Origin of the sequence: Paenibacillus sp. HW567 (genome assembly GCF_000374185.1) — a bacterium.
GTDB lineage: Bacteria > Bacillota > Bacilli > Paenibacillales > Paenibacillaceae > Paenibacillus_AQ.
In genome coordinates this window covers 1,211,933-1,235,281 of the sequence record NZ_KB910518.1, presented here as the reverse complement: position 1 = coordinate 1,235,281, position 23,349 = coordinate 1,211,933, and the positions used below count along the sequence as shown (strand labels likewise).

The following is a 23,349-nucleotide window of genomic DNA, read 5'->3' as shown; positions in this document are numbered from 1 at the left end:
GGCAGGCAGGTTAGCGAAACAGCACGCAATTCCCGGATTCCCGGAAATATTTAATCAATTGCTCAATGGGGCCCCGGCCGCATTTCAGCTTCTCGCCAAGACAGTCTATGCATAGGAAATCTTGAGCGTTGCGCGTCACAAGCTTCAGGTAAATCGCCACATCGTCCGTCATTAAGGGAACTCCGCAGGTTCTGCATGTTCTATTCATGTTCATACTGATCTTTAGACCAGCTTAGCCCGAACAATCAGGCAATCATGGGCGGGAACTACAGGAGCGTATCTTTCTCTATAAACGCCGATTTCCTGCTGCTCCCAGCAGTCATAGAGCGACAGCGATTTACCTGAAGCATAAGGGATTCCCATATCCCAGAATTGCAGGGACATTTCCCGTTGACCATCACTTAGATTGAAGAAGCCGATAGCAAGGTCTCCGCCCGCTAACACCTTCACGAGCATAAAGACATCATCCGTATGGAACCACTGCGGTTCGGGCTTGATGCGGTAAGCGCCGCGGCCTTCCACATCCTGATTAATGGCAATCAGATCCCGGTTCTGCAGTATATTCTTCGTCTCCCGGCTGGCTTTGCGGATGTCGCTGCCAATCATGAGCGGAGACCCCATCATGCTCCATAAAGAAAAATGAGTCTTGTACTCCACATCACTGCAACCGCCGATTTGGCTGCCGATAAAGTCGCTGTTGCTGCCCCCGTACATGCCGACCACCAGCATATCCATATCATTATGGCAATATGCGCCTGTATAACAGGCTTTATCAAGCTGTGATAAGGCAAGCTTCTTGATCGAGTCCCAACTGTCCTGAATATCTTCCGTGGACCGGTACATATGCGCCCCGGATTCACGAATCCAATGATATACATTGTCCTCGCCCCAATTACATGCTGAGAACAGAATGTCTCTGCCGCAGTTTTTTAGCGCCAGGCTCATTCGTTTGTACAGCAGCTCCCCCGACATATGTCTGGGCTTAAAGCAGTAATCATACTTTAAAAAATCGACGCCCCATTCTGCCAGTAATTCCGCATCCTGAAATTCATGCTCGAAGCTGCCCGGATACCCTGCGCAGGTATGTGTTCCTACACAGGAGTACATTCCGAATTTGAGCCCCTTTGAGTGAATGTAGTCTGCAAGCGCCTTCATTCCGTTCGGGAACTTGATTGGATCGACGACTAATTTGCCCACCCCGTCCCTTTCCTTCAAGCTCCAGCAGTCATCAATAACAATGTACTCATACCCCGCAGCCTTGTACCCCTCTGAGGCAATGGCATCGGCGGCTTCCCGGATAAGCTGCTCATTAATGTCCCAGGTAAAGGTGTTCCATGAATTCCATCCCATAGCCGGAGTCAAGCCGAGTCGTTGTTCGTTCATAATTATGATTCATCCTTTCGTGTCATCCAGAGATTAGGTGCATGAACAACTGCTATATTCTTTATGTATTTAATCATACCCGGCTCCTTCGGGCTATAGCTTGACGTTGCTTTCATATAGACGTTTGTTGCTTTTCTCTTGAAGAACGACCACCGGCATTTTCCGCATTGTCACTCAGATTATTTCCCCCGCTTGGCAGCGGCCTCATCAATAGCTCGCTGGATATTGGCCAGAGCCGTTGCAAGCGGCTGACCTGCCAGATATTGATTGACTCCCTCCTGAATCTTCACCTGAAGCGATTCGGTAGTCACGGTATGCGGCCAATAGAGCGTTGCATCTTCTCGGGTTACCGCCGCTGCGATGGAGGACACGGAACCGGTTCGATCCATCGGCGCCGAGATCACAGAAGGCACGGCCAACGCACCTGCCGCCAGCTTTTCCTGTGTAGCCCTGCCGTTCATAAACGCCACAAACAGCTTGGCCTCCTCCGGATGCTCCGTTTTGGAATTGATAACCCGATATGTTCCGACATTGATGTTAGGCACAGTCTTCACACTGCCCGGCACCATCATAAACCGGATATCCTGTGCAATATTCCGCTCCCTGATGCTCGGAATGTCCCAAGTACCAGTAATAATCATTGCCGCTTGGCCCGTGCCGACCAAATCCTTAGCCTGCTCATGCTTCAGGTTCTTCCAATTCGGCGGCACAAACCCCCGATCAATAATGTCCCGGTGCTTTTGAATCGCATCGACAAACACCGGATTATCAATCCGAATTTGTCCGTTCTCCAGCTTTTTGGTCCAGGCGGCATCCGCCCCGTTATCTGACATAATGGAACCCCAGAAGAACTGGGCCGTGGACCACTCGGCATCCATCGCCACTGGTATGACTCCGGCCTGCTTCAGCTTCCGGCAGAGTATAAGGAATTCGTCCCAGGTTCGCGGAACCTCCAGTCCCAGGCGGTCAAACAAGGTTTTGTTGTAGAGCAATCCGTCACTGTGCATCACCTCCGGTGCACCGTACACCCGCCCCCCGACCGTAACCGGCAACAACGAGTTGGGATAGAATTCCTTGAGAAAAGGCGATCCCGTCAAGTCCAGGTACATATCGCTCCGCAAGGCACGGAATTCCTCGAATAGGCTGGGCGACCACGTATCGAACACATCCATCTGCTCGCCGCCAAGCAGCCTGATTTTGATCCCGGCCGTATAATTATTGTTCTGAATGAAGTCTGACTCTATTTTAATATGGGGATGAAGCTTTTCGAATTCGGCAATCGCATCGAAATACACCTTACCCGCCTGCGCCGTATCCAGCAGATAACTGGAGTATCGCAGCGTGATTTGGTCGTTCTCCCCCTTCTCTTCGCCGGTCAGAAGAGAGGCGTCCGTACGGCTCTGGGTATTACAGGCGGCAATCGCTAGCAGCAGCAGCATAGCACTGCCCCAAATCCCGAGTCTCCTCGTAATCATGACGCTTCCCCTTTCCAATTCTCCAACCATTCTGGAGACAATAATTCCTCATCCTTATATTCTGACGGATTGAGCTTATCTCCGTCAACGGGCAATCAGAGCTTGCCGCCCGATGTTGCGATGCCCTCGATAAATTGTCTCTGGAACAGGACGTATATCAGCAGCATCGGCCAAATTGCGAGCACGGAAGCCGCCATCAGCTCTGGATAGTCCACGGAAAAGGCGCTTTGAATCTTCGCCAGAGCCGAAGAGAGGGTCGCTGCGTTCGAGCTGGTGTTGACAATCATCGGCCACATCAGGTCCTTGAAGGAAAAGAGGGCCGTGAAAATTCCGAGGGCAACCAGACCGGACCGGACAAGCGGCAGCATAATTCTTGCAAATGTCTGTCCGATATTGCAGCCGTCAATTTTTGCAGCTTCTTCCAGCTCCTTGGGCAGTCCCATAAAAAATTGTCTGAGCAAAAAGGTTCCAAAGGCGCTTACAAGTCCCGGGAACAGCAAGGCAAAAATGGTATTGCGCAGTCCAAGCGCATCAACCATCAAATATTGCGGTATGATGAAAATCTGGGTCGGCACCATCATCTGGAACAAAACGAGACTGAAAAAGAAATTGCGTCCCGGAAATGTCAGCCTTGCAAAAGCATACGCAGCCATTGCGCTGAACATCACGGCACACAGCACACGCAAAGCCATCATCGCAAACGTGTTCCAATACAGGATCAAAAAGTTATTCTGACGCCACACCTCCGCATAATTTACGCCTCTCCAGGTCTTGGGAAAAAATACAAAGGGATTCATTGAGGTGGACTCGGTAACCGTCTTGAACGAGGTCAGCACCATCCAGACGAACGGCAGAATCATCGCAGCGGCTCCCAGGAGCAGCACAGTGTGGGCTAAGATAAGGTTAAAGCGTTTATGATTGACCATGTTGCCGCCTCCTACATGTAGTTGACCCATTTTTTTTGCATTCTCGTCTGAAAGAAGGTAATGATCATGATTAGTGCCAATAACACCATTACAATCGCTGAGCCATAGCCCTTATTCGAATACTTGAATGAGTTGTTATAGAAGAGATACACTAGCGATACGGTATTGTCATAGGCCGGATTGGCCACATCTATCATCATATAGATGACGTCAAATACTTGCATGGCCTGAATGACCGAGGTTACCACAACAAAAAATAGCGTGGGCGATACAAGCGGCAGAGTAATCATGAAAAATTGGCGCATTCTGCTGGCCCCGTCAATATCCGAGGCTTCGTAGAAGTCCTTCGGAATCTCCTGAAGACCGGCGAGAAGCAGCACCATATTATAGCCGATAACACTCCAGATGCCGATAATAGCGATGGAAAAAAGCGCTACATGCGGGTCCGTCGTCCAGTTGACAGCCGGAAGACCCAGCTTGGATAGCCCGTAATTAATCAAGCCGTAATGCTGATTGTACATCCATCGCCATACCATGGTGACTGCCGCAGGCGCGGCGACCATCGGGATGAAATAGATGGTGCGATACAGCGAGCGGCCCGAGAGCTTGCCGTTCAGCAAGACGGCAACAAGCATTGCGATGGCAATGCTTGCGGGCACAACCAGCAGTGTGTAGAGCAGTGTATTGCAGACAGCGTGCCATACCTGCGAATCATGAATCAGCTTGCCGTAGTTTTTCCACCCGACATAGATGTTACCTTTACCGAAATCTCCACTCTTGAAAAAGCTAAGGTAAGCGGTCTGTATAATCGGAATGAAGTTAAGGACAACAAGCCCGATCATCGTTGGCGCGATCAGGAACCAGCCCCAGAACCATTCATTCCAGATCTTGGCCCCGATTTTTCTCTTAACGGTATGATTCATCTGCTACCTCTCCTATCAAACTCACGGCAACCTCACGGTTGCCGCGGGTGTATGGCTCGTGCTTATTTCTCTTCCGCAAGACTTGCATTCATCACGTCCGCTGCATTTTTGGCCGCTTCCTCGACCGGCAGCTTACCTGAGAAGGCCGGCTTGAGCGCTTCATAAGCCTTATCCTCCCAGACAGCCGTCGTATTGGAGTACGGACGGATTACGCCATAGCTCACCATATCGACGAATGCTTTGATGTTAAAGGTCTTGTTCGAGTTGATCCAGAGATCAGCCGCGCCTTTATACGCAGATATTGCAACACCCAGCTCCGCCTGACGCTCCTGGCCCTCCTTGGAGCTAAGATATTCCACGAACTTCCATGCTTCGTCCGGATGCTTGGTCTTGGCATCAATTGCATTGCCGAGGCCGTTATAGATCGAGGCTTGTTTAGCCTTTTTAGGCAACACGGCCACATCGAAATTTTTAGCGATATACTCATTTTCTGTGAAGCCCGACAGGTTCCAGGAGCCGAACAGGCCCATCGCCACCTTACCGTTCTTCAGAAGATCGGCGCGCTCGGCATCTCCGTATACCTCAGGCGACAGTCCCTCGCGCACAAAGTTGATATAGAACTTAAGGGCTTCAATCGTCTTGGGATCGTCATAACCCGATTTTTTGTCCGCTGTAATAATAGTGCCGCCGTTCTGGTAGACAAAGTTGTAATACCCTTCCTGGTTATGCAGCGGCGCAAGAAAGCCGTATACCCCGTCCTTCGTGAGCGTCTTGGCTGCCTTGTGCAGATCATCCCAGGTCCAGTTCTCATCCGGATATTTAAGGCCGGCCTTGTCAAACAACGTTTTGTTATACCACAGCCCGATGGTGTCGAAATCCTTCGGAATCGCATATTGCTTGCCCTGCAGATTATATATCTGGTTAAGGCCTTCCGGGTAATTGTCCAGCTTGACGTCAGCGCTCTGGCTTATACGATCCGTGAGGTCAAGCAGCATACCGTTGCTCGCATACTTGTAGATTTCGTTGGAATGCATCCAGAACACATCCGGCAGCGAGCCTCCGGTGGCTCCCGCTTCCAGCATCGTCCAATAATCCGACCAGCCTGTCACTTCAATATTAATCTTGATGTTTGGATTCTTGCTCTCGAATTCATCGGCAATGGTCCGAATTCCCTTCTCCTGATTTGAATCCCAGATCGCGTAGGTCAGCGATACCTTCTCCCCGCTCGCAGCCTGGGTAGCCGCTGCGGCATTCGATGCGGCCTCCGTTGGCGAAGCCGCGTTGTTGCTGTTGCCGTTACCGCAAGCTGTCAGGGCGACCGCCGCAAATACGACGGACAATACTGCCGCTAAGCTTTTTTTCTTCACTAGAATTACCCCCAACTTCCATTTAGGATGTACTGCATCTGCTGCATCTGCTGCATCTCCAATATTAGGTGAAGAGCGCAGCCATCAAAATGGTTGTTTTTTACGGAACATTTCCCTTTTTTGACTGAATCGGCGGCGGCACAAAAAAAGTGCAACCGCACCGGATGCACTTCTTTTACAGCGTCTGTTCTTTTTTTGACAATTGTACTCTAGCCCCTATATTCCTCAGGACTCATTCCGCAAAGCTTCTTGAACAGCTTGCTGAAATAAGCAGTATTCGGATATCCTACGCGCTCTGCAACCTCATATACTTTGACGTTCTTTTCCTTGAGCATGTGCTTGGCCTTCTCCATACGGAGCCGGGTCAGGAAACTGACGAAATTCTCACCTGTCTCCTGCTTGAATACCCGGCTGAGATAAGAGGCATTCACGTTAATCCGGTCCGCAACCGATTGCAGAGAGATATCCTCCGCATACAACTGCATAATTAATTCACTCGCTTGCTCCGCATAGCTCCGAGAGGATTCCCGCCCCGACATCTGTGCCCTGCACCGCTTCAGATAATCGGCAACTGTCTGGTGAAGCCCCTCAAGACTCTCCTCATGGAGGATGCTTTCGTATACCGTAAGTCCGGCTTCATTGGGTTCGGGAAGCGCGGGGAAGCACGACAGAATCGCCGTAAGCATCCGGATATAGATCGAACGCGCAGTCTGCTTCGTGCAGCCTTCCAGCAGGATTTTATCTTTCAGACTGTTCAAAAACGCAATTGCCCCTTCGCTCCCGCTCTCCGTATCCTGCCTGAACTTCCGCATTGCTGACCTGTCGATGGACAGTTGGTCTCCGCTTCTCTGCCGGCTCCTTGTCTTATCATAGAATGAGAGGCCGGTTCCACTCTCAAAGAACAACGCGTCAAGCGCTGTATCCGCCTCCTGATATGCCCGCTTCAGCCCGTCGAAGCCGGGCGCCGGCCCGCTCACGCCAATCGACATTGTCAGCTTCAGAAAATCCTTCATTGCAGTTTGAATCTTGGCGACCGCCCGCTCAATGTCCCCGCGGACAATCCGTCCCTCCTGCCCAAGGTCCAGCAGCAGCACATACTCAGCGGAGTTCATAACAATAATCTCCTTCGCACGCTTGCGCGGAAGAATCTCTTCAAGAATATTGGCGACAGAATAGCGCAACAGCTTTTCATCCTGCTCCACATATTTACGTCTCAACTGTTCGAAATGATTAATCCGCAATTTCATGAGAACCATTGGCTCATCCGTCAAGCTGATACGCAAAGATTCGCGGCTGGTAAGCACATCCCCCGCGCTTTTAAAGCCGCTGATCAGCTCCTTGAAGAGCGTTTCCTTCAAATACTCGATACTCTCCTTGTAGGAGCCTGGAGGCATTTCGCCGGACCTGCTGCGGGAGAGGTGAACCGCCCGCTTCCTGACAATATCAAGCACGCGCCTAAGCTGCGCCGGCTTCATATCACTCTTAATCAGATAGTCCGTCGCTCCGAGCCGAACCGCCTCCTGTGCATATCGGAATTCCTCAAGGCAACTGAGGATTACGAACTGTCCGCCCATGTCCATCCGCCGGGCTTCCCGGATCAGCTCAAGACCATCCATTACCGGCATCTTGATGTCTGTAATAATCAGGTCGGGCAGATATGTTCCGGCCAGTTCCAGAGCCTCCCGTCCATTCGCCGCTTCACCCAGAACTGTAAAGCCTTCATCTTCCCACTGAATGATTGACTTGAGACCAATGCGCATCAGCAGCTCATCATCAACGATTAGAACACCTAACATGCTCATAATGTCTCCTTCCTGTCGCTTATGGGAATCCGAATCACGAATATCGCGCCTTGCCCCAGGCTGCTCTCGAACGATACCCCGTAAGGCTCGCCATACATGCGGCGAATTCGCTGATGTACATTGATAATGCCGATGCCGCCGCCTTCCGCCCCGCCAAGCCTGCCTTTCAGTTGGTCTGCCGTTGCCTCGTCCATGCCGGCGCCGTTATCTTGTACAGTGATGGCAAGCTCCGAATTCCCGATGTGTCTGACTTCGATGGCTAGAAGACCCTCCTCCTGGTCCGCAATGCCATGAAAGATGGCATTCTCCACCAGCGGCTGGATGCTCAGCTTGGGAATCTCCTGCTCCTCCAGCGATTCCTCTATTTCACAGCGGAAGTCGATGCGGTTGAAATAGCGGACCTTTTGGATGACGATGTAATGAGCAATGTGCTCAAGCTCTTCACGAATAGGAACAAGCCTGTTGTCTGTCCTAGCGGTATATCGGAGCATAGAGATCAGCGCCTCCGTCATCTCCACAATCTTCTCCGATTGTTGCATGGTTGCGATCCATTTGACTGAATTCAGCGTATTGTACAGGAAATGGGGACTAATCTGCGCCTGCAAGGCCCGGATTTCAGCTTCAACCTTTTGCTCCTGCTCATCGTAGATCCGTTCTACAAGCTGCTTCAATTCAGCCGACATTTGCTCGAATCTGCTTGCCATCACACCAATCTCGTCATTGGACCTGACCTCCGGCAGGTTGTCGAATTTCCCCTGCTCAACGAGCGTCATATTGCGTATCAATTGCTTGATCGGTCGGGTGATGAGGCTTGACATATACACAGAGCTGACCAAGGCAAACACAACAAGCACAACTACGATCGTCCACAGGTTCCGCTTAAGAATGTCGCCTTCAACAGCGAGTTCTTCAACCGGCATATACATATAGGTCTTCCAGTTATGCTGCTCAAACGGCGCCTGAATCAAAATATAATCCTTACCTGATGCGTGGACAATTTGACGGTTGGAATCGGCAGACAGCACATGCTCACCGATCGGAAACAGCGATTTGAATGGCTTGCCGATCAGAGTGTAATTGCTATTGAAAATAATCCTGTCGCCGTCATCCACGACCGTAAAGGCAGAGCGGTTTCCTGCCTGCATCCGTTTGTTCAGACGGTTGATGAAATCAATGTCCACGCTCACAACCATGATGCCGAGCAGTTTGCCGTTCTCCATGTCAAAAATCTTGCGCAAATTGTATATGGCCCAATTGTCCTCCCCCTTGGTCTGCTTATCACGTCTTGTCGGCAAATCTCGCGTAATATCGTCTGACCGCAGGAAATCGTTAAACCAGTCCTCATTTCTGGGATGGTAGGTATAGTCAATAGGCTTGTTCGGAGCAATATAGAGGTCGCTGCCTTTATTCAAATTGTAAACATAAATCGAGATGGCGCGATCCTTCATGGTAATGTAATTCATCAGCAATTGTGTGGCTTGCAGCTCGTTAGTAACGGAGCTGTCGTGCAAATAGTTTTGTACCGGATAATTCTCCTGCGAAACGGCGGAAATGTAGCTGTTGACCCCATAGCTGGAGATGAGGGAAATCTGCTTCGTATCCTCCAGGAATTCTTCGATGCGAATATCCGATTGCCTCGTAATATCCGCCAGCAAATCCGTATATTTACGCTCAAGCATTTGCTGAGAAGAGATGTAGGAATTGATAAACATGATTACGACCGGTATAAGAATGGCCAGCAGAAAAAAGAACATTATTTTGTTCTTCACACTAACAAAGCGGCGGGTTCGAACCAAGCGATTACCTCCGATGGCAGAGATGGTAGAATATCTATAATGATAATCTCCCGAACGGTTTCCCGTCACCTGGCTGGACATGTCTTTTTTTTACTCTTTTCCCTCACATTTTTACCTGCACGGAGCTGCATGGGCACCCGGCTTATGAGATTCCAAGTTCATCGCCTGCGGCTTCTTCTTGAATTTTGACTAAGAAACTCGCCAATATGTGGAAAACGCTTGTATAATATTAAGCTTCTCACACCAAAGGATATACCCATAGCTGCCCATAAAATCCACATGACATAATGAGTATCAGCAGTATTATAGCTCTTGAATATATAATTCACACCGAAACGGATAGCGATCAGTGCAAGCCATGCAATCAATGTGATGGTGTTACCCTGCAAATACAGTTTGTTGTCCTGATGGTACACCCGAGTATTTGCGGCTTGGATTATGCCTGCAATTAATGCGGCTGCTCCAATCAGAAGAAACTCGACGATTTGATATTGCGGTACTCCAGCAACAGGCAGACTTTTATAGGCCTGATAAAATGCAAGAAAAGGCATAATGACTAAAGGAAATCTCTTCGCCTCTTGGGGCCTAAGCTGACGTAAAATCGCATATATAACAACCCCCGCAATTAGTAGGGTAATAAGTATATTTGCTGACATCAATGATCACCGTCCATAAATGAGTTCACTTTTATTGCTGACATATTTCGTTTCTTCAACAGATTCAGACGGATCAAAAGACCAGCAAGCCTTACCAGCAGCATAACCAGCATCATTACAATAAAAGCAGTGCTGATTATGCCGGGATCTATGTGATTATTGTACATAAATTTGCCCATGGATTCAGGATAATGCTGTGCATAATATACAAAACCCAAGCGGGTACATAAGCTGAGAACAAGGATGATGGCATATGGAGCTCCGGCTTTTGTAAAGAATTGTCCCAAACCATCCTGATGGATGGCTGTCGCGGCAATCAATAATCCGCCAAATACGGCTCCCAGCAAAGCACAAAGGACGAGCACAGTGCCATTATTCCCATCAGTCGGAATTGAGGTCATATACTTCACCCCATATATTCCAGCTATTGCAACAGGTAAAACAAAGCGAAAGAGATTTATTTTTTTGGTCCCTACTTGGGTGTACAGCAGCACTCCGAAAATCACGGCTATCTGTATCCAGACTTGTGTGGTCATGTCTCAAATTTCCTCCTTGATATCTTTAACTTATAGTTCAATGATAAAGAATCTTGGAGTACTATTCGTCTACTCAGCGATTGATTTATACATGTCTCCCCTCTATCTGGAGATATACATCACTTTATTCTACCAAGCCCGCTCGAATGGCTATGACAACGGCTTGAGTCCGGTCTTCAACCTCAAGCTTCTGAAGGATGCGATGTATATGGGTTTTTACCGTACCTAGCGAGATATGGAGAATTTCAGATATTTCTGCATTTCTGCGTCCATAAGCCATTTGCTGAAGTACATTCAATTCTCGATCCGTAAGAAAGTCGGATAATTCGGAATTGAATGAAGGCATAGCCTGGAAGTTTTTTTCTTTATGCGCCACAGCCTTTGCAAGCGCTTGGCTGGCGGTCGGTGTTTTGTAAATAGCCTGCCCTTGACTTACCCAGCGTATTCCATCAAGAAGCTCTTTCATATCCGTATCCTTGAGCAAATACCCCGCAGCCCCCGCACGTATACCTTCGATAATATACTCCTGGACATCAAAGGTTGTAAGTAAAATTATTTTAGTCTCGGGGAGTTTACCAAGAATCTTTCGGGTTGCTTCCAGTCCGGAATCATTCGGCATTTGAATATCCATTAGAACGATGTCCGGTCTACATTCCAGTGTGAGTTGAAAAGCAGAAATTCCATCATTAGCCTCTCCGACACATTTCATATCCGCTTGAGAATCTATAATATACTTAAGCCCTTGGCGGACAATTGGCTGATCATCCGCCAGGACAATTCTGAGCTTGCTTGTATTCTCCATACCATCCTGCTCCTTTACTATTAGCAATCGGCTTGCTTCTCAATGGGAATTACAGCCTCAATGCAAAAGCCATGAGGTTCAATTAGAGAAAAAGAGCAATGACCGCCATATTCCTTACACCGATCTACAATCCCCTTCAATCCATAACCTGAAGTAAGCGGCGTCTGTCCTGTATACTGCCCGTTGTCTGAGATTGTTAAGTAAATTTTTTCATTAATTTCTTTAATGCTGACGAGAGCTGTGGTTGCCCGGGCATGCCGCAAAATATTAGTCAAGGCCTCCTGCAGCACTCGATACAGAACTATACTTGTCTGAATAGGCCATTCCGTGATATTCGACTCTTGCTTAAAATTAATTTTGATGGCGGCTCTTGCCTCTATTTGTGAAGCAAGCCCCTTCAGTGCAACAAGCCCCAGACCCATCTCATCATCTGCCCACTCTTTTACTGCAATGCGTACTTCCGCCATCGCTTGACGAGCAATTTCAATCGTTTGCTTAATTAGCTCTGCCGCCTTATCGGGTTGAGCAACTTGTATAATTTCCAATGCTTGCAATTGTACAATCAGAGAGGTTAATTGATGACCTAAACCATCATGGATCTCTCTGGACAGTCTTGTCCGCTCCTCCAAGGCAGCATATCGTACGGAATGAACACTTGCCTCCTGAAGTTCAGCGTGCGCAGCTTTCAATTCCTTGTGGGCTTGATCCAGCTCCTCCAAATGTATTTTTGTCAACTGATGTGCTTGCCTGCGAATCTTTAAGCTGCGAATAATGAGAAACAGGCCAAGCAGAGCCAGTAAAGTATTCCAGCTAAAAGAATACGTGATTAGAATGGCAATGAGTGTAATTAGCCCAATGGTTATGGACACCCTGCCATATTCTTTTCTAATCATCGAAATTATTATAAAAAGCGGCCACAAGAGACTCGAATGGATTGATCCATACACGAAGTGAAGGCATAAAGACACTATAATAATCAACATTGAAATTAAAAAGTACTTAGTTTCATTCCACCAGTTAGAGTCCGCCCAGATTAAAACAATGTACAATAGTAACACAAAGAACCCTGCCATAAAGCTGATCTTATGCTGACCGGCAAACTCATGATAGTAGGCAATGATCAGAAATAGGGTTCCAACTACACGCGCCAGGCTTTTATAAATTTTTTCTTCGATAAAAACCATCTTATTCTCCCCTTCACCCATAAAAAGCATAACGGTGCTTTTAAAAAATTTATTATTTACCAATAATAAAGTTTGCCCGAGGCAAAAACAATATCCACATTTATTACAGATATTTGATTGAACGGATGGGTCTCCAACCATCTAATAATAGATCAATAACTGGTGAGGATCGGTCATTGTTTCAATGAAAACGATAACTTATTATAGTTGCATAGATATGAAAGCGCTAACAATTAAACGAAGAGGAGTGAAATGATGCGCACTCACAGCATGAAAAGCAATTCGATCAAAAAGTTTCTTTATATTTCGCCCTTCATGGTTTTACTTGCCGTCTTTGCCTACTATCCGCTCTACGGATGGGTTTACGCATTCTTTGACTATATGCCGCCGATTCCATTGTCACAGGCGCCGTTCGTCGGCTTCAAATGGTTTCATTCCCTGATAGAGAATCAGGTGAAAGTGGATCAATTGCTTCAAGTCATCAAAAACACGTTTGGTATGAGCGGACTGGGTATATTGTTCTCCTGGCTTCCTATGTTTTTTGCCATCTTCCTGACGGAGATCAAGGCCGTGCGTTTCCGCAAATTTATACAGACGGTAACCACGCTGCCAAACTTTATCAGTTGGGTATTGGTATACTCCCTGGCGTTCTCTATGTTCTCAAGTGAAGGGGCAGTTAACGGCTTTTTGAGCCAAATGGGTCTTATTGATTCACCTGTACTCTTCCTCCAAAACTCGGACCATGTCTGGGTTACGATGTGGTTTTGGGCTACATGGAAAACATTGGGCTGGTCGGCCATTCTGTATATTGCGGCGATTATGGGAATTGATGAATCCCTGTATGAAGCAGCTTATGTAGACGGCGCAACAAGAATGCAGGTCATACGTCATGTGGTTTTGCCAAGTATGCTGCCGACTTATTTTGTTCTCCTGATGCTCCAGATTGCCAGCTTCCTCAATAATGGACTGGAGCAATATTTCGTTTTTCAGAATGCATTTAATAAGGACACCATACAAGTACTGGATTTATATGTATACAATCTGGCCATGGGCGGCGGCAGCTATTCCGTTTCCGTTGCCATCAGTATGCTGAAAAGCCTGATCAGTGTTGTGCTTCTCTTTTTTGTAAACGGGCTGTCCAAAATGTTAAGGGGAGAGGGCATCGTATGAGTGACAACCAAACAGGGCTTGCGCCGAATGCTAAAGAACATAACAGCCGCTTCTCCAAAAAAATTAAAATGCAGGTCAGTACAACCGACAAAGTGATTTCTGTAACGAACTATATCCTGTTCTCACTCTTTGCATTTATTTGTATCTATCCGTTTTACTCGATCATTATCAACACCATAAGCGCCAACGATCTCAGCGCCAAAGGTGAAATTGTATTCTTGCCGAAGCAAATCCATTTCCAGAACTACATTGATGTCTTTAAAATACCGGGACTGTGGAATGCATTTGTCGTTTCATTGGGGAGAACGGTTATAGGAACGATTTTGACGGTTGGAGCCTCTGCCTTTTTGGGATTTATGTTTGCTCAGGAGGATATGTGGGGCAAAAAATTCTGGTATCGCTTCACCATTATTACGATGTTTTTCAGTGCCGGAATTATCCCCTGGTATCTGACTATGCGCTCCCTGCATCTGACCAACAACTTCCTGGCGTACATCCTGCCATCCATCGTAGCTCCATTTTTCATCATTCTTGTGAAGACGTTTGTGGAATCCACGCCGAAGGAACTGCAGCAGGCGGCAAGTATTGACGGAGCCGGCACGATCACGATCTTTTACAAGGTTATCCTGCCCATCAGCAAACCGATACTCGCGACAGTCGCCATATTCTCGGCGGTCAACCAGTGGAATTCCTTTCAGGATACGCTGCTGCTGGTGACCGACAGCAAATTATACAGTTTGCAGTTTATTCTGTATAACTACATCAATCAGGCTAGCTCCTTATCCACCATGGTCAATCTGCAAAATGCCGGATCAACAGCTATGGCAAGTCTGGCCACCAAGCAAACCACCACGTCCATCCGCATGACAGTTACGATTATCGTAGTTGCGCCTATTCTGCTGGTTTATCCGATTTTTCAAAGGTTTTTTGTAAAAGGAATTATAATTGGTGCAGTCAAAGGTTAATTTGCACTATTATGATAAATTAATCATTTGGGGGGCTGTAAATGAATAAACACAGAAAGCTGGCCAACAATCCGATGCTGTTGCTTGGGATCTCCATCCTTCTGGGAACGGCCGCAATCAGCGGATGCAGCAGCAATTCAGGCAACGCGGGTACAGCAACCGGGTCATCCAATCCGGAGACAGGGATTGATCACAGCAAACCTCTGACAATTACCGTGTTTGACAATGCGGCGAATTACCAGGGAGAACAGACCGGATGGTACGGAAAGCTAATTAAGGATAAATTCAATATCACATTAAATATTCTTTCTCCGCAGGTTGCCGGTGACCAGTTATACAAGACAAGGTCGGCATCGGGAGATCTGGGAGACCTGCTGATTATCGACAACAGCCAGTTGGAGGAATTGATTCCGGCAGGACTAATTATGGATATTACGGATAAGATCAAGAATACCGAATACCTCTCCAAATATGTTGACAATCACTTCAAACCCTTCAATGCTGCATTCGAAGCTACAAATCCTGAAGGCAAAATTTATGGGCTGCCGACCTTTGTATCGGACACCTCCCCAACAACCTTCTCGGAAGAAATCCCTTACTCCAGTCCAATGCTGCCTTGGGATTATTACAAGGGGATAGGCTCCCCCAAACTGAACAATCTCACGGATCTGATGAACGCTCTGAAACAAATGCAGGCGAAATATCCCAAAACGCCGGACGGAAAACCAATCGTTCCAATTACTCTGTGGAAGGATTGGGACAACGGAAGCATGGAGAACGTTCGTTGGTTAAGCAACTGGTATGGCTATGAGCAGCCCACCGGGACCACAACAATTCAATTGAATGCAAAAGGCGATATCGTTCCGCTCATTGACGACAACAGTATGTACAAGAAAATCCTTAAGTTCTATTATGACGCCAATAAGATGGGGCTGGTTGACCCTGACTCGCCATCCCAGGATTGGAATAAGGTCTCTGAGAAGCTGACCGGCAAACAGGTTCTGCTCTTATGGTATTCATGGCAAAGGGGCTTCTACAATACCATTGAAAGAGGCAATAAAGGCGATGGCAATGTTGCCATTCCGATTGCCGATACCCATATTATTCAGAGCAGTGATGCCTACTTCGGGAACGGAAGAGTATTTGCTGTCGGCTCGAAAGCGAAGAATCCTGACAGAATCATTGAATTTATGGACTGGCTGGCCTCCCCTGAAGGTCTGCGCTACTACACCAATGGATTCGAAGGCTTCAATTATGAAAAAACGGCAGACGGCAAGTTCAAGCTGACTGAAGTGGGCCAGACCGCTTTCCAGAACAATACCCCCGTTCCTGAGGAGTATGGAGGCGGAGGATATCAAGACGGGCAGAGCAAGCTTAACACTATGATTATGAGTGATTTTGTAGTAGATCCCGAAACGAAGGAATTCTACAACAGCACTTATTGGAGCTCAACCATAGAGGCGAACAAGACTGTTCTGACTACGGAATGGCAGAAGGCGTATAATGCAGTCACACCTACAGAGTACTATCAGAAAAACAATATGATAGATATCGTACCCAACATTAATACAAGCCTAGGATCGGATTCGTCGGACATCAAGAATAAGCGAAGCCAGATTTCGGATTATGTTAAGAACACCTCCTGGAAAATGATATTTGCCAAGGATCAGGCCGAATTCGATCAGCTCTGGACCAAGCTGAAGACCGATGTGGTCGGTCTCGGCTGGAATGATGTCCTTGCGACGGATACGGAAAGAGCACAAAAAATCATTAAAATGCGTGCCGATGCGGTCGCGAGTAAATAAATCATTGCAGGAATAAGGGGCATTCCCAACAGCCATAGCCGGTCTGTTGGGAACGCCCCCTTTTTTTATCGTATTCAGTTGCAGCTACAAGCAGGGGATATCAGCAGGCGTTGGGCTAAAATATGAGCTTGGAGAACTGGTATAAGCCGTTCTTCCAGACCGGCCAATCGTGGTCACCGTTCTCTTCCACCCAGATATGCGGCACGGATTGCTGCGATAAATAGGCATGGGTCCGGTCACTGACATTCTTGAGATTGTCCAGGTCACCGCAGGATAGCCAGAGCAGGCTGAGCAGTTCGGCGGCCCTCTGCGGTTCCGGCACCAGCAGCTCGGGCAGCTTCGTATTGGGCGCCGGGGAGAACGCCCCAATCCAGGCGAACCGGTCCAGATTGTTCAGACCGATATTCAGGGATTGCCCTCCGCCCATGGATAATCCGGCAATGGCGCGGTGCATCCGGTCCGTCAGGACCGAATAATTCGCTTCGATATAGGGGATAAGATCATGGAGCAAATCCGCTTCGAAGGTCTCGAAGGCCTGTAGCTTGTCGGGAGCAAAAATATCTCCTTCCGCCCGGTCATTCCGCATCGCCCGGCCGTTCGGAAGAACGACGATCATGGGCTTCAGCTTACGATCGGCATACAGATTGTCCAGAATGATCTGGGGCTTGCCGTGATTGTACCATTCCAGCTCATCTCCGCCGATCCCGTGCAGCAGATACAAGACACTGTATTCCCGGCCGGCAGAATAGCCGGGCGGCGTATAGACCATTGCCTTCCGGGTGCTGCCTACCGTTGTGGAGGGATATTCTATAGTACTGATCTCTCCCCGCGCAATCCCTTCCCTCTCCGTGTCGTACCCGGCAGTGGGTATCGTATCCTTCGGACTGCTCTCGTTCATGCCGCTCATTCCTCTCTTAGATATGAATTGGATTAACGCTTGAAATGCTGCTCAACCAGAAATTGCATAACCTCACCCGGAGGCTCCTTCACAAATTCTGCCTTATCCGCAAAAACCATGCCGTAAGGCGCTTCCGGCGTACACGGCTTCCAGAGAGGCAGCTCCGCGCCGGTGGAATCTTTGCCGTTCGGATCGCCCGTCCCAATGAAATAAGCCAGATAATTGCACATCTGGCGGGCAAGATCGTAGTGTTTGCCCACAAAAGGCCGCCAGCATTTGGCCAGCGTTTCAAAGTGAAACCACAGATCCACCGAATGGAAGGTTCCCGGATTATCCCAGCCCGGAATTTCGGCAGCAAAGGTGTAATAATACATCGGGACACCGCTGCCGGAATCGCTGTTGGCCTTAACGGCAACACGGACTGCATATTCAATATTGCTCACGGAAGCCCTCTGAAGCATCTCCTCCAGCTTCCCTGCATCAGCGGCGCATAACTTAAGATACTCCTCCGCTTCTCCGCCGAACATTTCAACAGCCAAGGCTCTGAATTCTTCCACGCTGCCGGTATCGGGAACACCGAAAAATTCGGAGGAGGTATTGCCCAGCATGACCGGCACCTTATGGTGCTGCCCCTTCAGAAAAAGGTTATACGGGTTGCCCGGACAGTACTGATCATCTATGACCGTCCCCCAGAAGATGCCGTATTCCAGCATTTTATCGCGGATATAGACTGCATCCAGCCTGCGGGCCTCTTCCAGAGTCGATACCCCCATAAATTCAAAGAAGGCCGCTCCCTCTTCTTCGGCCTCAGTGAGAGTACGGTCCATCGGAGGCACCGGGTTGTTCGGGTACAGCGGCGTAAAAATCCCGCTCATAATCACGGCCCGCTGAAACAGCCCTTCATTCTGCGGCGAGGTCAATTGGCTCAGCACACTTCCGCCGCCGGCGGATTGTCCCCCGATGGTGATCAGGTCAGGGTCTCCGCCAAAAGAGGCGATATTGCGTTTCACCCACTGCGTACCCGCCTGCTGATCCAGATGCCCGAAATTCGCGGGAGCCCCGGGAGATTCGGCAGTAATCTCGGGATGACTCAAAAAGCCAAAGGCATTCAGACGGTAATTCACGGTCACTACGACAACCCCCCGGCGGGCAATGCGTTCGCCGTCAAACTCCATTTCAGCCGTATGGCCGACCTGAAGTCCTCCGCCAAAATACCATACAAAGACGGGAAGCTTCTCATCCGCGCTGACCGCCGGTGTCCAGACATTCAGGTAAAGACAGTCCTCTTCCATCGGAAGCTCCGGATCGACCGCCCATTCGCGGGAATAAATATTATTCACATCTATGACAGTCGGAGCCTGCATCGACATGGGGGCAAAATCAAACGCTTTCAATTCACCTTCCCAGTTTTGCGCAGGCTGAGGAGCACGCCAGCGGTTCTCCCCCACAGGCGGGGCCGCAAACGGAATTCCCTTGAAGCTGGTAATGCGCGGATCAGCCGCAGACAGACCTTGTACTATACCATTCTCCACACGTACTACTCTTAACATCGCTTTGCTCCTTTCAGAATATATACTTCTGCTTCTTGCAGCAGCCGGGTATAGCTAAGGATATAATTCCGATCTTTGTTTTGTTGTGGTATCATGAAGCACATAGCCCTCCTTCATATTGATAATTTCTAATGGCCAGACAATCGTAAATCAGTGATAGAATTCAGAGATATTCCCAGATGCCCTTTGTTTACAATATAAATTATAGAAAACCAGTGAATTCCAAACAATGATATTTCCTGTCCAATAATTGATCTATCCAAATAAAGGGGGAGCCAATGCCCACAATTCACTACGTAGAATATGATGCTGCTCATCCATACGACTTTGTATACAGCATACCCGAAGGGCTGGATGCCTGGCTTCTGGTACTCACACAAACTGCGGCATTGTTTGAAGTTAACGGAGAATTGAAGGAATATCCCGCACACTCTGTTGTTCTATATCCGCCTAAGCACACCATTTTTTACCGTGCTTGTTCCAATAAATACGTTAACGACTGGGTCCGTTTCGATGCGGACGAATCCTATATTACAGAAAATGCTTTGCCTGTTGGTGTGCCCTTCTCGCTGCCGGACCCCGGCTATTGCCATCAGTTATTTCAATTGTTGACCCTGGAGAACACTTTTCAGAACGACTACCGGGAGCTTACCATCGACTATCTGTTCAGAATCTTCTTCAACAAGCTGTGCGAAGCGTCCCAGGACAAGCTGATTCCGCAATATTATAATTTACTGAATTTGCGCAAGACTCTGTACAGTAACCCGGGCCACCCTTGGACTGTTTCATCCATGGCCGAGTATCTGCACATAAGCGCAGGTTATCTGCAAACCATATATAAATCAACCTTCGGTATTTCCTGCATGGAGGATGTCATTCATTGCCGGATTCGGCTGGCCAAAGAAAAGCTTGGCTTTGGCCCATACAAAATTTCCGAAATTGCAGCGCTCTGCGGCTATGCCAATGTGGAGCATTTCTGCCGGCAGTTTCGGCAGCTTACCGGCTATTCCCCCCGGGCCTACCGTGACAAGCTTGCCTACAAAGAACCGGAAACCCCGGCGGACAACTAATATGAAGCGGTCCACACCTAATTCTGCCGATGATAATGGAAATAATCGAAATCGGCATAGCCGCCGGACAGCCTGGTTGCATAATTGAACAAGCCCACCCGGTAGCCCATAAAATGATCCAGTGTATATACCATGTACAGCGTCCGGCCAATCGGCTTCCAATCGGTTCCGTCCTCCGAATAGAAGAAATTGGCCCGATCCAGGCCGTTCTCAAAATTGAAATCAATTCTAAAATAAACCCGGTCACCCGTGAACGCTATACTCTCCACGATCTCCTCGCAGCCGTCACCGCCGTTGACACACATAATCACGCGGAACATGCCTTGCTCCCCGGCGGCGATTCCGACTGTGCCAAATCCGCTTTGAAGCGCAACCATACCCGCCCGGTCGCCGGGCAGCAGGCCGGAGAGGTCCAGCACCGTCTCCGCGCTGCAGGCCGGGCCTTCCGTTCGCTGCGTCAGTGTATTGCGCGCCTGCAGGATGCTGTCCGCAGCTTGCCCGGTGCGCAGCCGCAGATGCCCCGGCCGCTCAGTGACAGACCATAACCCGTTGTCAGGGTTATGATTCCACTGCCAGTTCAACGCCAGCCGATTGACCGGATAATCGAACTCATCGCTGATGACAAGCGGCTTCGGCGCCGCAGCAGGAAGCTTCGTCGCAAAGATCTGCGGCGCCGTGCCGTTCTCCCCGATAACCGGCCAATCGTTCTCCCAGCTCACGGGGAACACGCAGGGAATCCGTCCGACGGCATTATGATCCTGGAACAGCACCGTGTACCAATCGCCACCCAGAGTATCAACAATGCCGCCTTGCGCGACACCGTTATTATGGTAGCCCAGCGCATCATCCAGAATGATCCGCCGCTCATAGGGACCCAGAAGCTCGCGAGAACGGTAGCATAGCTGGCGTCTGCGCTGATTGCCGGTTCTCGGCCATTCAATAAAGAATAAATAGTAATAACCATTCAGCTTATACGCATGGCAGCCTTCAATCCGCAGCCCGATTTCTTCCCGTTCGCCTTCAAGCAGCAACTGGTCGGTTCCGCCGGGCTTCACCGACGTCAGATCCTCCGTCAGCTCCTTGATTCGGATATCGCCGTTCCCGTAGATCACATAGCTGCGGTTATCGTCATCCAGCAGCAGACCCGGATCATGATGAAGCCCCGCAATTACCGAACGCTCCCATGTCCCATGCTCAATATCCCCTGTCCGGTAGATATAGCATTGATCCATGTCATTGGATGAGAAGATGACGTAGTAGAACCCGTCCCTGTAACGGAGGGATGCCGCCCAGGAGCCTTTGCCGTAAATGCCTTTACCGTCCTGCAGCCGGTGGGCCTCGTTATCCTCAAAGGTATCATATACATAATTAACGATTTCCCAATCGTTCAGGTTAACCGATTTCATAATCGGACAGCCCGGCATGCAATGCATGCTGGTGCTGACCATATAGAACACAGGCCCAACCCGGATAACGTCAACATCCGGAACATCTGCCCATATAATAGGATTGGTAATGATGGTGTTATTCAATGTATTGCCCTCCTTGGACTTAGCCCCGCTGCTCCGTAAATTGCCAGGACTCCAGCTTGAACAGGCCGGTCCCGCTTTCGCCCGCAAACACCAGGTACAGATGGTGCACTCCTTCTGCTCCCTTGACCTCCGTCTTCAGCTCCACCCATGCATCCGGCCCATTCGTCCCGGGTATAGACAGCTTGCCGACCAGTATGCCGCCCGGTTCATCCAGATGCAGCTCAAGGGTACCGCCGCCCTCAAGGACCATAACCGAAGCGCTGAATGCTTCAGCCCCATGGCTTCCGAAGTCTACTCCGGACATCCCGATCCAGTCGCCATTGTCAATATCCGTTACAATCCATTCTTCCCGGGCTGCCTTGAATTCCGTCTTCACACCCGCACTCCACCCCATCGTAGATGCCTGTACACGTTCATATGGATTCAGGGCTTTGGTCTGCTGCACGCCCTTGTAGTCGGCTTCAATATCCTGAATGGTGCCATCCTCATGATGGGAGAGGCGGTTGAGATGCGTCGAACGGTAGCCGTTCGCAATGCCCTGTGCCTTGGACAAGGTCTGCGCATGATAAGCGATGTACCATGCATCATGAAATTGGAAAATTGCATGATGATTATTGCCGGATACTCCGAAGAAATGGCCCGGATTCTTCAAAATCGTCTCATGATATGTCCAGGGGCCCATTGGCTTGCCGCTCGTCATATACGCAATCTCTCCCGCAGGCGGACAACCTTCCGGACGCTCCCCGTCATAGAAGTTCGAGCAGTACGTATAGTAGTAGACACCGTTCCGCTTATGTATCCCGGCATCCTCGAACATGAAGGGGGCCGGGATAACCTCAGCAGTACCCGTTACACTGGTCATATCATCCCCCAGCATCATGACCCTTGCTGTGCCAGGCTCCGCGAACTGTCCTTCCGGGACTCCGCCTCCGAAATAAATGTAGCCCTTGCCGTCGTCATCGACCAGAACCGCCGGATCGAACAGCCAGGTTACAGCCTCGACCCCCGGGGTGGAGCGCAGAATCAGCGCCTCTCCTATAGGGTCAATCCATGGCCCCACCGGACTGTCACTCGACAGAACGCCGATGCCGCTGGCATTATTGGCAAAGTACAGGAAGAACTTATTCTTACCGTCGATCACTTTGTGGGCTGCCGCCGGCGCCCATGATTGGGTAGCCCACTTGGCCGCCCCTTCAGGTCCGGCCACCGCGATCTCGCCGTGATCGGTCCAGTTGACCAGATCACCGGAGGAAATTACCGCAATCTTATTGATGCTGCTGTAGGTGTTCTCCTTCACCGTGCCGTTCCCGTCGTACTCCAGCGCGTCATTGGTCATGTACAGATAGACCCTGTCCCCGAATACCAGTGCATAAGGATCAGCTCCGTATCTGTGTGCAACCAGCGGATTTCCGTTTGCCGGGATCTTTCCAACAGCCTGAGTCAGTTGATTTGTCATTTGATTCCCTCCATGATTTTGTTGCGCTTGACAGGATCGGTCTCGTTATAGCC

General features: G+C 49.2%; 20 protein-coding genes. 4 read left to right on the top strand and 16 right to left on the bottom strand.

All coding sequences use genetic code 11. The features are described 5' to 3' along the window. Positions 1-10: 10 nt before the first annotated feature. From B212_RS0105455 to B212_RS0105400, 12 genes are all read right to left on the bottom strand, one after another. Entirely contained in the window at positions 11-172 is a 162-nt protein-coding gene (locus B212_RS0105455; protein ID WP_019909448.1) for a hypothetical protein, read from the bottom strand. Between the two features lie 50 nt (positions 173-222). Next, on the bottom strand, positions 223-1,383 hold the full coding sequence (locus B212_RS0105450; protein ID WP_019909447.1) for a glycoside hydrolase family 27 protein: 1,161 nt from the start codon (positions 1,381-1,383) through the stop codon (positions 223-225). Positions 1,384-1,562: 179 nt separating this feature from the next. Then, a complete protein-coding gene (locus tag B212_RS0105445; protein WP_019909446.1) occupies positions 1,563-2,858 on the bottom strand; it encodes an ABC transporter substrate-binding protein in 1,296 nt (431 codons plus the stop codon). Between the two features lie 95 nt (positions 2,859-2,953). Next, on the bottom strand, positions 2,954-3,784 hold the full coding sequence (locus B212_RS0105440) for a carbohydrate ABC transporter permease (protein WP_019909444.1): 831 nt from the start codon (positions 3,782-3,784) through the stop codon (positions 2,954-2,956). A gap of 11 nt (positions 3,785-3,795) precedes the next feature. Continuing rightward, on the bottom strand, positions 3,796-4,707 hold the full coding sequence (locus B212_RS0105435; RefSeq protein ID WP_019909443.1) for a carbohydrate ABC transporter permease: 912 nt from the start codon (positions 4,705-4,707) through the stop codon (positions 3,796-3,798). 62 nt (positions 4,708-4,769) lie between these two features. Continuing rightward, positions 4,770-6,074, bottom strand: coding sequence for an ABC transporter substrate-binding protein (locus B212_RS0105430; protein ID WP_019909442.1), 1,305 nt, complete (start codon positions 6,072-6,074; stop codon positions 4,770-4,772). Between the two features lie 209 nt (positions 6,075-6,283). After that, positions 6,284-7,876, bottom strand: a complete 1,593-nt coding sequence (locus B212_RS0105425; protein ID WP_019909441.1) for a helix-turn-helix domain-containing protein — start codon at positions 7,874-7,876, stop codon at positions 6,284-6,286. Then, positions 7,873-9,672: a sensor histidine kinase gene (locus B212_RS0105420; RefSeq protein ID WP_019909440.1), complete on the bottom strand. Its 1,800-nt coding sequence runs from the start codon at positions 9,670-9,672 to the stop codon at positions 7,873-7,875. Before B212_RS0105420 ends, B212_RS0105425 begins: the two co-directional genes overlap by 4 nt. A gap of 158 nt (positions 9,673-9,830) precedes the next feature. Next, positions 9,831-10,328 carry a CcdC protein domain-containing protein gene (locus B212_RS0105415; protein ID WP_019909438.1) on the bottom strand — a complete coding sequence of 166 codons (498 nt, stop codon included), beginning with the start codon at positions 10,326-10,328 and terminating at the stop codon, positions 9,831-9,833. Beyond that, positions 10,328-10,864, bottom strand: a complete 537-nt coding sequence (locus B212_RS0105410) for a hypothetical protein (protein ID WP_019909437.1) — start codon at positions 10,862-10,864, stop codon at positions 10,328-10,330. The genes B212_RS0105415 and B212_RS0105410 overlap by 1 nt, the downstream gene beginning before the upstream one ends. 124 nt (positions 10,865-10,988) lie before the next feature. Continuing rightward, positions 10,989-11,666 (bottom strand): response regulator transcription factor, encoded by a 678-nt coding sequence (locus tag B212_RS0105405; RefSeq protein WP_019909436.1) that lies wholly within the window; start codon positions 11,664-11,666, stop codon positions 10,989-10,991. A 20-nt stretch (positions 11,667-11,686) separates the two neighbouring features. Continuing rightward, complete coding sequence (locus B212_RS0105400) at positions 11,687-12,850, bottom strand: sensor histidine kinase (RefSeq protein WP_019909435.1); 1,164 nt, start codon at positions 12,848-12,850, stop codon at positions 11,687-11,689. A 252-nt stretch (positions 12,851-13,102) separates the two neighbouring features. On the opposite strand from B212_RS0105400, the gene B212_RS0105395 reads away from it, so the two are divergent. Genes B212_RS0105395 through B212_RS0105385 form a run of 3 tightly spaced genes read left to right on the top strand, consistent with a single transcriptional unit; the run spans position 13,103 to position 16,790 of the window. Then, entirely contained in the window at positions 13,103-14,020 is a 918-nt protein-coding gene (locus B212_RS0105395) for an ABC transporter permease subunit (RefSeq protein WP_019909434.1), read from the top strand. After that, positions 14,017-14,985, top strand: a complete 969-nt coding sequence (locus B212_RS0105390) for a carbohydrate ABC transporter permease (protein WP_019909433.1) — start codon at positions 14,017-14,019, stop codon at positions 14,983-14,985. Before B212_RS0105395 ends, B212_RS0105390 begins: the two co-directional genes overlap by 4 nt. Positions 14,986-15,026: 41 nt before the next feature. After that, a complete protein-coding gene (locus B212_RS0105385; RefSeq protein WP_019909432.1) occupies positions 15,027-16,790 on the top strand; it encodes a hypothetical protein in 1,764 nt (587 codons plus the stop codon). Positions 16,791-16,905: 115 nt separating this feature from the next. Here B212_RS0105385 and B212_RS0105380 read toward each other — a convergent pair whose 3' ends face one another. Beyond that, positions 16,906-17,688, bottom strand: coding sequence for an alpha/beta hydrolase (locus B212_RS0105380; protein ID WP_198015832.1), 783 nt, complete (start codon positions 17,686-17,688; stop codon positions 16,906-16,908). A 32-nt stretch (positions 17,689-17,720) separates the two neighbouring features. After that, complete coding sequence (locus tag B212_RS0105375; protein WP_019909428.1) at positions 17,721-19,238, bottom strand: carboxylesterase/lipase family protein; 1,518 nt, start codon at positions 19,236-19,238, stop codon at positions 17,721-17,723. A gap of 278 nt (positions 19,239-19,516) precedes the next feature. On the opposite strand from B212_RS0105375, the gene B212_RS0105365 reads away from it, so the two are divergent. After that, positions 19,517-20,308 carry a helix-turn-helix transcriptional regulator gene (locus tag B212_RS0105365; protein WP_019909426.1) on the top strand — a complete coding sequence of 264 codons (792 nt, stop codon included), beginning with the start codon at positions 19,517-19,519 and terminating at the stop codon, positions 20,306-20,308. Positions 20,309-20,325: 17 nt separating this feature from the next. Here B212_RS0105365 and B212_RS0105360 read toward each other — a convergent pair whose 3' ends face one another. Together B212_RS0105360 and B212_RS30830 are read right to left on the bottom strand one after the other, a co-directional pair. Beyond that, positions 20,326-21,840 (bottom strand): glycoside hydrolase family 43 protein, encoded by a 1,515-nt coding sequence (locus B212_RS0105360; RefSeq protein ID WP_019909425.1) that lies wholly within the window; start codon positions 21,838-21,840, stop codon positions 20,326-20,328. A gap of 19 nt (positions 21,841-21,859) precedes the next feature. Then, a complete protein-coding gene (locus B212_RS30830) occupies positions 21,860-23,296 on the bottom strand; it encodes a glycoside hydrolase family 43 protein (protein WP_019909424.1) in 1,437 nt (478 codons plus the stop codon). Positions 23,297-23,349 lie beyond the last annotated feature (53 nt).